14 protein-coding genes and 2 pseudogenes are annotated in these 12734 nt (G+C 38.0%); 4 read left to right on the top strand and 12 right to left on the bottom strand.

Annotated elements, in window-relative coordinates:
- Positions 1-4 precede the first annotated feature (4 nt).
- Positions 5-1513, bottom strand: coding sequence for a leucyl aminopeptidase (locus ACB089_RS04810; protein ID WP_374965519.1), 1509 nt, complete (start codon positions 1511-1513; stop codon positions 5-7).
- Between the two features lie 112 nt (positions 1514-1625).
- On the opposite strand from ACB089_RS04810, the gene ACB089_RS04805 reads away from it, so the two are divergent.
- Complete coding sequence (locus tag ACB089_RS04805) at positions 1626-2108, top strand: divergent PAP2 family protein (protein WP_374965518.1); 483 nt, start codon at positions 1626-1628, stop codon at positions 2106-2108.
- Positions 2109-2724: 616 nt separating this feature from the next.
- Here ACB089_RS04805 and ACB089_RS04800 read toward each other — a convergent pair.
- Both ACB089_RS04800 and ACB089_RS04795 read right to left on the bottom strand, forming a co-directional pair.
- Positions 2725-3054 carry a YuiB family protein gene (locus ACB089_RS04800; RefSeq protein WP_068985312.1) on the bottom strand — a complete coding sequence of 110 codons (330 nt, stop codon included), beginning with the start codon at positions 3052-3054 and terminating at the stop codon, positions 2725-2727.
- Between the two features lie 150 nt (positions 3055-3204).
- Positions 3205-3702 carry an NUDIX domain-containing protein gene (locus ACB089_RS04795; protein ID WP_068985313.1) on the bottom strand — a complete coding sequence of 166 codons (498 nt, stop codon included), beginning with the start codon at positions 3700-3702 and terminating at the stop codon, positions 3205-3207.
- Positions 3703-4012: 310 nt separating this feature from the next.
- Here ACB089_RS04795 and ACB089_RS04790 point away from each other — a divergent pair, with 310 nt between their 5' ends.
- Entirely contained in the window at positions 4013-4564 is a 552-nt protein-coding gene (locus ACB089_RS04790; RefSeq protein ID WP_374965517.1) for a hypothetical protein, read from the top strand.
- Between the two features lie 265 nt (positions 4565-4829).
- Here the strand turns inward: ACB089_RS04790 and ACB089_RS04785 are convergent, their stop codons facing one another.
- Positions 4830-5261, bottom strand: coding sequence for a MarR family winged helix-turn-helix transcriptional regulator (locus ACB089_RS04785; RefSeq protein WP_374965516.1), 432 nt, complete (start codon positions 5259-5261; stop codon positions 4830-4832).
- 157 nt (positions 5262-5418) lie between these two features.
- Between ACB089_RS04785 and ACB089_RS04780 the strand changes: the two genes are divergently transcribed.
- Complete coding sequence (locus ACB089_RS04780; protein ID WP_374965515.1) at positions 5419-5910, top strand: CarD family transcriptional regulator; 492 nt, start codon at positions 5419-5421, stop codon at positions 5908-5910.
- A 79-nt stretch (positions 5911-5989) separates the two neighbouring features.
- Here ACB089_RS04780 and ACB089_RS04775 read toward each other — a convergent pair whose 3' ends face one another.
- Complete coding sequence (locus tag ACB089_RS04775) at positions 5990-6379, bottom strand: NUDIX hydrolase (protein WP_374967512.1); 390 nt, start codon at positions 6377-6379, stop codon at positions 5990-5992.
- Between the two features lie 189 nt (positions 6380-6568).
- Positions 6569-6685, bottom strand: a pseudogene (locus ACB089_RS04770) (iron-sulfur cluster assembly accessory protein); the annotation flags it as partial.
- Positions 6686-6914: 229 nt separating this feature from the next.
- Between ACB089_RS04770 and ACB089_RS04765 the strand changes: the two are divergent.
- Positions 6915-7367 (top strand): GNAT family N-acetyltransferase, encoded by a 453-nt coding sequence (locus ACB089_RS04765; protein WP_374965514.1) that lies wholly within the window; start codon positions 6915-6917, stop codon positions 7365-7367.
- A 234-nt stretch (positions 7368-7601) separates the two neighbouring features.
- Here ACB089_RS04765 and ACB089_RS04760 read toward each other — a convergent pair.
- The 6 genes and pseudogenes from ACB089_RS04760 to ACB089_RS04735 form a co-directional block, all read right to left on the bottom strand.
- Positions 7602-7697, bottom strand: a pseudogene (locus ACB089_RS04760) (iron-sulfur cluster assembly accessory protein); the annotation flags it as partial.
- 292 nt (positions 7698-7989) lie between these two features.
- A complete protein-coding gene (locus tag ACB089_RS04755) occupies positions 7990-8214 on the bottom strand; it encodes a helix-turn-helix transcriptional regulator (protein WP_374965513.1) in 225 nt (74 codons plus the stop codon).
- Positions 8215-8372: 158 nt separating this feature from the next.
- The gene (locus ACB089_RS04750; protein ID WP_374965512.1) at positions 8373-8951 is read right to left on the bottom strand and encodes a tetratricopeptide repeat protein; all 579 of its coding nucleotides are present in this window, start codon (positions 8949-8951) and stop codon (positions 8373-8375) included.
- A 195-nt stretch (positions 8952-9146) separates the two neighbouring features.
- On the bottom strand, positions 9147-9767 hold the full coding sequence (locus ACB089_RS04745; RefSeq protein WP_374967511.1) for a recombinase family protein: 621 nt from the start codon (positions 9765-9767) through the stop codon (positions 9147-9149).
- A gap of 605 nt (positions 9768-10372) precedes the next feature.
- On the bottom strand, positions 10373-10717 hold the full coding sequence (locus tag ACB089_RS04740; protein WP_374965511.1) for a DUF2577 family protein: 345 nt from the start codon (positions 10715-10717) through the stop codon (positions 10373-10375).
- Complete coding sequence (locus ACB089_RS04735; protein WP_374965510.1) at positions 10717-12654, bottom strand: hypothetical protein; 1938 nt, start codon at positions 12652-12654, stop codon at positions 10717-10719. Before ACB089_RS04735 ends, ACB089_RS04740 begins: the two co-directional genes overlap by 1 nt.
- Positions 12655-12734: the final 80 nt, after the last annotated feature.

Raw genomic sequence — 12734 nt, 5'->3', positions numbered from 1 at the left:
TACTCTATTTTTCTTCTCCTAAACGTTGCACAAAGTTTGCTAGTGTACGTACCATTACACCTGTACCACCTATTGGGCCTAGGTCATGTACTGCAATCGCATCTGATGTTCCTGCAATATCTAAGTGAATCCATGGTGTATCACCAACAAACTCACCAACGAAGCCTCCACCAAAGATCATATGTCCATCACGACCAGGAGAGTTATTTAAATCAGCGACATCTGATTTACGAATCCGTTTTTTATCACTTTCTGTTAAAGGCATACGCCAAACAAACTCATCAGTCTCTTGTGCAGCTTCCATGAAATCCGCAAAGAATTCATCATCATTAGCAAGTGCACCCGTTTTATCCATACCAAGTGCAGTAATGACTCCACCTGTTAACGTTGCAACATCGATAAGGGAAGTAGCACCTTGTTGCTTAGCATATGTAGTAGCATCTGCTAATACTAAACGTCCCTCAGCATCGGTATTTAAAACCTCAACCGTTTTGCCACTATATGTCGTAATAACATCATCCGGCTTAAACGCTGTGCCAGATACCATATTATCGGTAGAGCCAATAACTGCTACGACATTTTTATTAGGGCGTAATTCACCGATGATTTTCATAGCACCTAGTACTGCTGCCGCACCGCCCATATCGCCCTTCATACCTACCATTGAATCTTTTGGCTTTAAGGAATAGCCACCTGTATCATACGTAACCCCTTTGCCGACAAGGCCAATTGGATCGTCGAAATCTTCAGTCGCTTTATATTTTAATGTTATTAAACGAGGTTCTTCATGGGAGCCTTGATTGACACTTAAAATACCGCCCATACCTAGTTCTTCTAGTTGTGCTTTATCTAAAATTTCAACTTCAAAACCATACTCCACTGCTAGAGATTCTGCATAGTTAGCTAAATCTGTCGCTGTAAGTAGATTTGGTGGTAAATTGATTAAGCTACGTGCTTCATTTACTGCATCTGCATAAATAGCGCCAACCTCAAAGCTTGCCACAACCTCATCTATGTCATCAGCAGTAGTCACAAGATGAACAGCATCAATACGCTTATCTACTTCATTTGAAGTTGTTTTGTAATGAGGAATTGAATAATAGCCAAGACCTGTTCCTTCACCAGCTAAAAACGCAACATCTGCCACAGTAATAGCATCTGTCGTAAACGATTCAAGCCAAATTGAATATTCTTTAACTTTTGAGGCTTTCAGTTCCTTGCCGACCAATCCAAAGGCTGCACGAATATCACCTTCTGTTAGGTTTTTACGTTCATCCAAACCAACAAATAAAATGCGTTTAAGATTTGAGTGGACTTTCAAGAATGGCAATTTCGTCATTTTTTTTAGCTCTGTCGATACATCCCCTGCACCAAGCCACGCATCAAGGGATTCTCCATAAAATGATGAAAAACTTGCCCAATCTTGCATTTGCTCACGATGTTTAGAGACTCCTACTACTAACACTTCCGTAGAAATCGTTTCAAATGTTTTTGCTTCTTTTACAATGTGCATGTAAATTCCTCCATTCAATACTTTATTATACCTAAATTTCAGAAAACGCGTAATATTTGGCTTTTAGAAAAAAATGAATGGTATAATAAAAGCATTATAAGTGAAGGTTGTGATGATTATGAGTTTACTTCAAAATACCCCTTTACTCGTTGCCCTCTTTGCAGTTCTCTTTGCACAGTTTGTAAAAATTCCTATTCATTTTTTAATGACAAGACAAATTAACTGGGGACTAATTACTTCCACTGGAGGTATGCCTAGCTCACACTCCGCTTCCGTAACAGGACTAACAACCTCTATTGCCTATGAAACAGGGTTAGATTCCCCAATTTTTGCCGTAGCCGCTATGTTTTCATTTATCGTCATGTATGATGCGAGTGGAGTACGCTATCAGGCAGGCCAACATGCAGCTGTTTTAAACCAACTACGTAAGGACTTTCAAATACTGCTTCACGATTTTAAAAAATGGCCGCAAATGGATGGGCAAGAAAAAATGGAGGAGCTAAAAACATTGCTGGGTCATAAACGAAGCGAGGTATTTTTTGGGGCACTAACCGGGATTTTTATCGCCATCATAACCTACCAGTTTATTTTGTAAAAAAATTGGACACATCCTCCTGTTTGAGGCTGTGTTTTTTTATTTATCGGAACACTTTTATGATTTATCGGAAACATCTCGAGTTTTATCGGAAACTTTTTGCTTTTTATCGGAAACTTTTCACGGTTTATCGGAAACATTCAAAAAAAAAATCAGCGGATGTTTGGACACCCGCTGAAATAAGATCAATTATGCCTCGGTATAATTGCGTCCGGAATCGGCTTTGTGCTTAGGCCTGCAGATGTTTTTTGTGCGAAAGCGCAGTGCTAACGTAGCGACAGCAACAGATGTTTTTTGTGCAAAAGCGCAGTGCTAACGTAGCGACAGCAACAGATGTTTTTTGTGCGAAAGCGCAGTGCTAACGTAGCGACAGCAACAGATGTTTTTTGTGCGAAAGCGCAGTGCTAACGTAGCGACAGCAACAGATGTTTTTTGTGCAAAAGCGTAGCGGCAGCAGCACTGATGCAGGTCAGTTAGCCGTTATCGCATGGATGCGATGATTTTAGGCTAACATCCTTTAAAGCACTCCTTTCCGATTCCGTGACATCCGCCGGAGGCTTTGGGCCAACACGACTGAGTTCCTTTCTTTCAGCGGATGTTTGCCCGCTGAAAGAAGTTAAAACATTCGATATCCACTTTTACGTAAAAAAATCATGACAATTCCAGCTACAATTGAACCTGCAAAGCCACCCGATAAGATTGCAATATCTACAAATTGCAGTGCTTGTAACTTATCTAAAAGAGCCGGAAATGCGGATCCTGGTTTGAAAATATAATCAAAAAAGCTGACCTCATCAACAATAAAGATAACAACAATTGGATACACAATCGCCATTAACCAAGTCATTCGCAGAAGCATATTCAATAAAAATCCGATACCAAAGAACATGACGAAAAATAACAAAATTGAAATGATTAACTGTACTATTGAAACTGGACCTTCCATGTATGTATAACCTCCGTTTTCCTCTCATTAGTTTACATGATTACTACAGCGCTTTCAATGAACTTATCCTTGATTTCGCTTGTTCGTCATATTTAGGAAAATCAACAAGTACATCCCTTATATGCTTTTTCTTCCACTTCCTCTGTCACTTTATTTTTTAAAGAACAATCTATAAGAGGAATATCCAAATATATCTCCTGGATTAATACCTTCAATTCCTTCTAATTGATGCTTTTCAAATTGGTTGGATGCCATTTCCTTTAACATAACTGATGTCATTTCATCTTGTGCAAGCTCCTTTGGATACATCCATTTCGCTTCTAATATTTCATTTTCCTGAATGCAAATCTGCTGCTGCTCATCTTTCATCCGGCAATAAAATATCGCCATATTATCGCTAATGTCACCACGAATCACACCCGTTCGAAAACCGATTAAGCCAGATACACAACAATCAATACCCGTTTCTTCCTTTAATTCACGTACAACCGCTTCATCCACAGTTTCACCAGCATTAACAAAACCGGCAGGCAATGACCATCTTCCCTTTAAACCGCTATATGCTTTTTTGACAACTAGCCATTGACCTAGCTCATTTACAGCAACCCCTGCAACCCCTAACCAAACTTTTCCTCTATCTTTTCTCATAACATTCACCTCTATATCGATATTATAACGGCTCATTTTCAATGTATAGAAGTATTAATTCAGAATTTTATGGTTACTTCATACTCCTAGTCATAAAATTCGTATGTAAGCTCATCACCATAACGTGTGGTTGACTTCCGTTCCGACTGGGCGTCCAGTCTCCACTCCTATCAACTTTTATTCAAGGCATACGTCTAAACAAATGTCATCCACAACTTTTGGTAATTAGCCTTATGTAATCCTTATTTATAAATATGTTACACTTAGATAAAATAACCGAATATTCAAACATCGCAAAAGGGGGAGGATTATGCTTAACGAACTATCACCTAGTGCAAAGCTTTTTATTTTAGCGATAGTGTTACTTTTAGTATCACCCATCATTGTTTTCATATTGCCATTTGCTATTTCCCAAACGTTTTATTTTAGTAGAGATAATATCGTACTAATCACTCCAACAAACAACATCACTATGCTTGTCTTGGCAATTGCATTAGTTATTTTAACGTTGATCATGCTTGGATTCAAAAGAAATAAATACACCTATTTGATTACGATTATAGTAATTGTGAGCAGTCTGGTTTTAGGCTATTTTTCTCTTGTAAATTATATCGCTATACAGAAAACACAAATTGTTTTCAAAGAATTTCATCATCAAACCACATATAAATGGCAGGATATTAAAGAAGTCATTTATGAGTATGAAATAGGAACAGTAGGCACTTATTATTTCCAAACGAAAAATAACGAAGAGTTTGTCATTGCAGAAAACGGGCAATTTGGAATAGAAGAAAAAAGTGCCATTTACCATTTAACACATGAAAATGGAGCTACATTCATAGAGCGCGAGAAAGAAGAGTAACTATTATTGTTTAAAAAAGCTGGGTTAAAATCTAAAAAAACAATTGCTTATTTTCGATTCCCCACCTAGATTCCCTTCTATATCAATATTATAACAACCCATTTTCTATGCTCGGCAGTTCATATCCTTGCCACAAAGAGCCTCTTTCGTATAGGACGAGAGAGGCTGGCTAACTTTTTTATAGCGGTATTTGGTCTAATTGCCAAAAATAGTGTATTACTTTTTTCATTCATATACTCGTTTGTATCACTAAATCCAACGAATCTTATGCTTTCAGATGCTCCATATTCCAATTAAGCTTTAATATTTTTTTTAATTTGGTCACTTGATCTTCTCCAATAGTATTGATCAGCTGTTGTACAATCACAGCTTTATAATATTCGTTCTTTTCAAAACAGTCTTGACCCAATTCAGTCATTTGAATTGCTTTATGTTTTTTACTATGTTCGACATTGATAACCTTGACTAATCCTTTTGCTTCCAAACTTTTAATAAATTTATGGGTTGCTTGTCTTGAAAAATCAACATCCTTAGCTACCTCAGAAATCATAAGTTCCTTTTTATATACTCTTCCCAAAATACACCATTCTGAGTTTGAAATATAAATATTATGATGTTTATTCCACTTCTCTTCAACAAGTCGTCGAAGTAGTTCGTGACGTTCGCTCAACAAATCAATGACATCTCGACTCTTCAATTCGTCCTTCAGCTAGATCACCCTCATTCCATATTTTTTGTTATTAATATACAAAAAAACAACAGTAATCGTCAATCAAGTTGACAAATATCTTTGAATTGCTTACAATTACTTTAGTCAACTAAGTTGACAAAAAAGTTTGTTGGAGGGAATATACATGTATAATGTTGGCGATGTAGTCATTTATTCATCACATGGACTTTGTTCTATTGAAGATATTTGTGAACAAACTTTTAACGATATTACAAAATCTTATTACGTTTTACAACCACTAAATGAACCACAATTAATCATTCGTACCCCAATTGACAATTCCAAAAAACAGCTTAGAGGCATTATTAAAAAAGAAGAAGCACTCAAAATTTTACATTCATTCACATCACCTGGCGTGGAATGGATTGAACAAAGCACTCATCGATTGAGATTTTATCTAGAAATAATTAAATCCGGTAATCGCCAAAAACAAGCAAACCTTTTAAACACATTATTACGAAAAAAGCTCGAATATAGCGTTACTGAAAAAAAATTCCCTAACCAAGAAGAGAAATTACTGCAATCTTTGCAAGACAACATTTTTTCAGAGTTTTCCATAGCTCTTGATAAATCATCAGATGAAATTTATGATTATGTATTAACAAAACTTTGCTGACTGTGAATTGTTAGTGCATTAATAAGCCACGATTAGAAAAAATAATCGTGGCTTATTTCATATTAAATGAAGTTTATATTCAAAAAGAAATATAAAAAGGTTCTACTCCACAATTTAAACAATGTAATACTTCGTGTTTAAAATCTTCATTTTCTATTAATAACAACGCTTCCTCAACATCAAAAAATCCGACCTCTAAACTTTCACAACTCGTTTGTAGCTCCCCGCCAATAGGAGTTCCTAACCACCACAGATTGCAAATACTATTTTTTATTTCATGTGAAACACCACAAAATTTAATAACTTCGACTTCAATACCAGTTTCCTCTTTTACTTCTCTAATAACCGTTTCTTTAATTGTTTCATTTGTTTCTACACAGCCACCTGGTAATTCCCATCCTCTAAAAGGATCCTTTTTCAAAAGTATTTTATTTTGTTTATTTAAAATAACAGCCCCTGACGTTACGATAAATTTGCGAATGGTGGTTCAACTCCTTTACTATTTAATTTAAAAATAATAAATAATCGACACTTACCACATTAACTATATTCCCATCAGGTCAAAAAAAAGCCTCCCTCATTCACACTGTTTTACAACATCATAAATCAAAGAAGCTGATTATTTAGAGCCAAAACTAAAGGGGGAATTTATTTATGTTTACTCACAAATCTCAGGTGTCCCTTCACGTTTCGCCATTTTGAAAGACTTGTCGCATGATACAATTGCATTTGGATTGTCGATGGTGAAGCCACCACTTGTTAGCGATTGTTTAAAAATGTTGTTATATCAACGTTTATTGATGTTTTGATGGATTATCAATCCTAACAGTGTGAATTTAGTCGGTTCATCATTTCGTTGTCTATAACGTTCAATCTCAATTGTTGCACATTTACTATATTGATACCAATTCGCAATATGCCATGTTATAATTTTCAATATAATTAATATTCTGTTATAAAAAACCAGCGGAAATTTAGGGAAATAATAGAATGGAGGGGTTACATTGATTAAATTTATTGACATTAGTAATAGAAATAACGCTAAAGAAGTATTATCTATTCAAATACCATCTTATGAAGTAGAAGCTAAAATAATCGGCTACTATGAAATACCTCCATTGAAAGACACCGTTGATACATTACAAAAATGCGAAGAAACTTTCTTTGGTTATTATGAAAATACAGAGCTTTGTGGCGCAATATCATTAAAAGTAGTAGATGGCAATATTGCTGATATACACAGATTAATTGTACACCCGAACCATTTTAGAAAAGGAATTGCCCAGCTTCTTTTAAATTTCGTAATAAGTAATTTTGATGTTAAAAAAGTAGAAGTGGCAACTGGTTCGAAAAACACTCCTGCAGTTACATTCTATCTAAAGAATGGCTTTGAAAAAACTAAAGAAGTTACAGTAAATGAACAATTATCTTTAACCTTCTTTGAAAAGAAATTATAAACTTTTATTGATGTAATGTGACCATATTATAATTTAATGAAGGACTTACCCTTCAACTTTCAATCAATTAAAGTTAAAAAAGCCTCCCTCATTTATCATGTATTGCAACATGACAAATCAAAGAAGCTCATTATTCACAACCCTTTTTAGCCTAATTTAGGGTTGTTATTATCTATTTTTGGAATTGTGTTATACCGATTCTTAATACATCCAATACTTTTAGATAAACGCTAATTAATCACAAATCTCAGGTGTACCTTCACGTTTTGCTGTTTTGAAAGACGTGCCACAGCCGCATGATGCGATTGCATTTGGATTATCGATGGTGAATTGAACGGTATACTATTCGTAAGCATGAACGCCTACTGTACGTATTTTTTATCGATATTTGAATACGACGTATTTTGCAACACTTACGTATTATTAAAACGATAGATTACTTTCTTACATTATATATGTAGACGTACTAGAACCGCAAGTAACTATTTAATAGACCTGGCTGTTAACGTTGAAAGTAACGCATGTTGCTGCCTTATCACTTCATCTTTATGAGCGATTTCACTTTCTAACATCGCACAATTTTCACAACCCACATCTTGAACGTCTATATCGTAAAACTTCTTTATAGCCTTTTAACTGCGTCTCTCATAAAAACGGTACCGGATACTCTATGTTTAGCATACGTCATAGCATCGACTTCCAATTCATTAAATAGAACACTATTTCCCATAGGTTGCGAGAATGTACCGAGAAAATATTGAAACGTTTCTCTGTACCTAGCAATAGTCGATATACTTACACCTAACATCTTCGCTAATTCTGTCTGATTAATTAATTTTTCATCCATAGATTGTGTCCCCATTCTTCCCAAACACGCGCGCAATATGGTCGGTAGTTTCTCGTTAACAATTCGAACTATACACCACCCAATTAAAATACGCAACCCTTGTAAACCCGCGTCACTACTGCGTTAATTACGTTTTCTGTAATTTATAACGTTTAAGGTTATTTCATTTTACTTGCTTTACGTTTTAGTTTCTCGATGCGACCTTCATAGCCACCTTTAGTACCGTCACGTTGTCCTAATCTTAGTGCCTTCTCCGATATATTTATTGCATCTTGTATCCGCCCTTGCTTTTCGTACATAATAGCGAGCCTACTAAATGCTACTACTCTCGCATCTTTAAACGCATTTAAGTCCAATTCGTTAATCACATCAAGGCAATATCGCTCACACTCATCGAAATCTCCGTCTTTGTACGCCGTCTCTGCGAGTTTTGTTCGAGAAAAATGCTTGTCCACAGAATTCGTAGCGCGTTTTATAGCCTCAATTAGGACTCGTTTACGAAGATCAGGCGATAAGCCCTCAGACAAGCCTTCTAAAAACTGCGAGGCACTCCCACTATAAGTGCGATTCCCTTTATCGAAATCGTCACGCACATACGGTCTGTTCGATAGTTGATACGGGTGAGCTAGCGAGTCTTTAATTTCCTCGATTTCCGGCTCGGATAACGTACTATAAAATTTCTCTAACTTTAAATGACGGATAATTCCGCCTGGTTTCTTCTTAAAAATGGATAGCATTTACATCCCTCCTACCTATTTATTCTACTTATTAATTATTTTTCCTTTTATAACCCCCAAATGAAAAAAAGTTGCTCGCAAGGTCAGAGCAGCAGAAAGCGCCATTCAGAATCGAGGGTCTTGGGGGTCACGCACTTTCAACGCAAAAAAAGAACGACCAACAAACGAGGTTTAATTCGTTCATTGATCGATTTGTTATCGTTTAATTCCTTCACGTTCAAGCAGTCGATAAATTGTTCCCGTTCCAACTTTGTAAGTCTTGCGAATGTCAGCAATTGAAACGCCGTCTTGATAATCCTTAATGATTGCGTTGCGTCTAACTTCTTCTTCTCCGCCTTCAACTAACTTCGTTTTACGTCCTTTAAACTTTCCTTTGGCTTTAGCAATTTCAATTCCTTCACGTTGACGACGCTTATTCTTCTTACGCTCCTGCTCCGCAACATATGCCAGCATCGATAGGAATTGATCCTCTAATAGCTTACCGATGTCCCCCATAGACTTAAACCGTCTACTATCGAATAGCTCCGCGTTGGAAGTTATAACGATATCCGCGCCTACCTTACGTGTAATGTATTTCCACTCGTCAATTACATCGTCATATGAGCGCCCCAATCGATCCAAGTCGTCCATATAGATTAAGTCGCCACTTTGTATCGTGCTGCGTAACTCTTGATATTGCGGACGGTTCGTATCCTTCCCCGACGCTTTATCGACGTATACATTCTTACGCTCAACTCCTAGCTCCTTCATTGTCACAAGCTGACGAGCCTCGTTCTGCTCAACTGTAGATACACGTACATAACCGTAAGTTGTCATTGTATTACCGCCTTTATCCGTTATTGTTACCAATATCGTACCAATGATTACGGTAACAGTCAAACGGTAATTTAAGAATAGCGCCATATCAACGATTGTAAGCACTCATTTTCGTTACCGTTTAAGCTTACTCTATCGGTAATAACGTTACCCCTCGAGTTTGGAACCGCCCCGTCCAATCCGACTGCCTGCCCGCTGTAATCTGCGTTAACATTACGTCATCTCACTTGTATAAATCGTAACCATTACGACTTTCTTCTATTATATGCAACTCAAAACTAACGCACTTTTATAAAGTAATGTGACGGATTATGCCGATTGTCAAACGGTGATAAGCGTCGAGAATCAAAGTGTTTTAAGGGTGCGTGCAAATCCGTCATCTGCCCGATTAAATCGCGATATGCTCCGATATGCTCTGATTAGCTAGCGTCGAGAATGCGTTAAAATCGGACATAATCGGAACTATGTATTTGGAGTTTCTTCTATTTAATGCGTCAGTTTTGCGTTACTTCCGATTGCTATCATTTGAAATCGGAGTTCTTACGCAATTAGGCATAAAAAAAGACGAGCAAGCACCGCTATAAAAGCCGATACCTGCCCGTTTGTTATTCATCTGACAACGATAATAAAAAGAGTAGCTGTTGACTTTCTACCTCATAAAGTAGCACTCGAGCTCCCACTTTTAGCTTATTGTCATGCTCGATTGTCACATGTTGACCGTTTATAGTAACGGTTTCACTGTGTTGCTTTAGTTGCGGGTTGCATATGATAATTTCGTCACCGACGTCGATGGTATCGGCATCAATACGGACTTTAAAGTTAGGGTGTTCGCTAACGACCGTCGCTTGGTGAATAGTGCCTCCAGGATTGTAGCCCATAAATTGAATGACATTTAATAAGCGACTAACCCCATCGCCTTCTCTGACTATTTCCGGTTTAAATCCACTCATCAGGACACACCTCGTTTCTGTAAAATACCCGATACTAATTGGTCAGCAATTTTACGGATGTCGGCTTCTTCGCGGATCGTTACTCCGTTCATCGAAATATTGATATCTCCGAAACCACCGTTACCACCACTGTTGCCTTGCGAATATTCCTTGTTTTCTCTCGCAGTCATAATGCGTTCACCCTTATGGAGTCTCGCATAATACCCGTCATATGGCACCGAGTCGAGTCCATGATAATTAGATTTTGCGGGCGATCCCTTACCGTCGCCAGCGCCTATTAAATTTCCAACAAACGATACTGTCGAGCTAACCCCTTTTGTAATCCAAGACGGTAATTTGACCTTGCCAATATATCCGATAAAGTCTTTTACGTATCCGTAAGCCGTGTTTATCCAGCCACTTAACGTTTCAAACCAACCTTGTACAGTCGATAATACTCCGGAAAACGTTTCAAACGCATTTTTGACGCCGGTAAAAATGAAGTCGACAAGTGGCGCTAAGATATTGTCCCACATCCATTTCATTACTGCGGATAATGCCTCGAATCCTAAAGAAAGTGCAGTAAGAATTGGCTGTGCTATCGACCATAAAGTCGAGAATAGTTGAACTAGGAACGAAATAGCTGGCGCAATTACGTTGTTAAAAACAATCATCGCTATGTCGCCTAACACTTGGATATTGTTCCACAGTCCGCTAAGAATCGGCTCTATAATTAGCCATGCGTTAGACAATATGTCAGACACTGTAGACCACGCTTGAGAGAACGCTGTTTTTAGTTGCTCAAAAATCGGTCCAAATTGCGCTATCTTTTCGGCAAAGTACGCCTTGAATTCTTCAAATTTCGTTTTAATCGATTCGAACGAACCTTTACCAAGGATTGAATCGACTAATCCCCCTGCACCATTTTGCTTAAATGCGGACCATAATTCCGATACTTTGGTTATGATTCCGTTTATGACGCCTGGAACGGAGCCCCATTTACTTAAAATGCTAGAAGCGAACTCAGTGACTGTAGGTATCAGATTGGCTAACACGCCAGTCAGCTTGCTAATTACGCTAAGTATGACGGAGCCAAGAGGAGCTAACGCCTTGACAACATCCACAACTACTGACCAAACGTTACCTAAGATGTCTAAGAGTACAGGTCCGTTCGTTTTCGCATATTCTATGAAACTTTGAAATCCTTTTGACCCGCTTAAACTTGCTGACCACTGCTTAAATTTCTGAGTCATGCCAACTAGTCCGTTTTCTATGCTGGTTCCTAGTGGCGCGAATGCTCTGAATAGATTAAAGACGCCAGTGAATGTGTTACCGGTGATAGTTAAAAAGTTCTTAAAGCTTTTTGCTGCGTAGGTGTTTAGCCAATCAAAGAACTCTTTCAATCCACCGCCATCAATCGATTTATTAAAGCCTTGCATCAGCTCAACAACTACGTCAGACACATTCTTTATTGTCGGTGCAAGTCCGTTTAATATTTTTTGTGTAATTTGTAGTCCTGAACTGAAGGCTGCAAATACAGGTTCCTCGAATTTCTTTGTAAATCCCGACCAAAATTCTTTAAACTTCTGCAAATCCTTTAACGCACCTTGTTGTGCTTTTGACATGTCAGCATATAGCGCTGATAATTCCTTTTGAGCCGCTATTCGCTCTTTGGCGCTATCTGCCTTCGCAAGTTTTTCTTCGATTTTCTCCACTTCTTTAGAAGCTTCGAATATGTCGCCGAGTGACGATACAGCAACTGCCCCAAAGGCTGCAGCACCGAGTCCTGCGGCGGCAAATGACGCTGACAGCGCTCCTACTCCAGCAATCGCCGGTCCAGTTGCGGCTCCTAATCCTGCAATTCCCGTCGTCAATAAGGACGTCTTCTTCGCAACGTTGGATATGGACGCTCCCATATCGTTTATGCTTACGCTAGTTGAGCGACTTGCACGATCCACCTGCTCCAACATCCTCGTAATCCGGCGTAACTGAGCTGTCCCGCGATCGCGAACACGAAATACGGCAGAAAGTTCCATAG

It is taken from the genome of Lysinibacillus sp. RS10, assembly GCF_041956855.1.
In the GTDB taxonomy this organism is placed as follows: Bacteria; Bacillota; Bacilli; order Bacillales_A; family Planococcaceae; genus Lysinibacillus; species Lysinibacillus xylanilyticus_A.
Note: the sequence above shows the minus strand (reverse complement) of the source record. Positions and strands in the feature narration are given on the sequence as shown.

Bases quoted from the DNA above. Each gene is read 5' to 3' on its own strand.
- ACB089_RS04810 (WP_374965519.1), bottom strand. From the start codon at position 1,513: ATGCACATTGTAAAAGAAGCAAAAACATTTGAAACGATTTCTACGGAA.
- ACB089_RS04805 (WP_374965518.1), top strand. From the start codon at position 1,626: ATGATTATGAGTTTACTTCAAAATACCCCTTTACTCGTTGCCCTCTTT.
- ACB089_RS04800 (WP_068985312.1), bottom strand. From the start codon at position 3,054: ATGGAAGGTCCAGTTTCAATAGTACAGTTAATCATTTCAATTTTGTTA.
- ACB089_RS04795 (WP_068985313.1), bottom strand. From the start codon at position 3,702: ATGAGAAAAGATAGAGGAAAAGTTTGGTTAGGGGTTGCAGGGGTTGCT.
- ACB089_RS04790 (WP_374965517.1), top strand. From the start codon at position 4,013: ATGCTTAACGAACTATCACCTAGTGCAAAGCTTTTTATTTTAGCGATA.
- ACB089_RS04780 (WP_374965515.1), top strand. From the start codon at position 5,419: ATGTATAATGTTGGCGATGTAGTCATTTATTCATCACATGGACTTTGT.
- ACB089_RS04755 (WP_374965513.1), bottom strand. From the start codon at position 8,214: ATGGATGAAAAATTAATTAATCAGACAGAATTAGCGAAGATGTTAGGT.
- ACB089_RS04750 (WP_374965512.1), bottom strand. From the start codon at position 8,951: ATGCTATCCATTTTTAAGAAGAAACCAGGCGGAATTATCCGTCATTTA.
- ACB089_RS04745 (WP_374967511.1), bottom strand. From the start codon at position 9,767: ATGACAACTTACGGTTATGTACGTGTATCTACAGTTGAGCAGAACGAG.
- ACB089_RS04740 (WP_374965511.1), bottom strand. From the start codon at position 10,717: ATGAGTGGATTTAAACCGGAAATAGTCAGAGAAGGCGATGGGGTTAGT.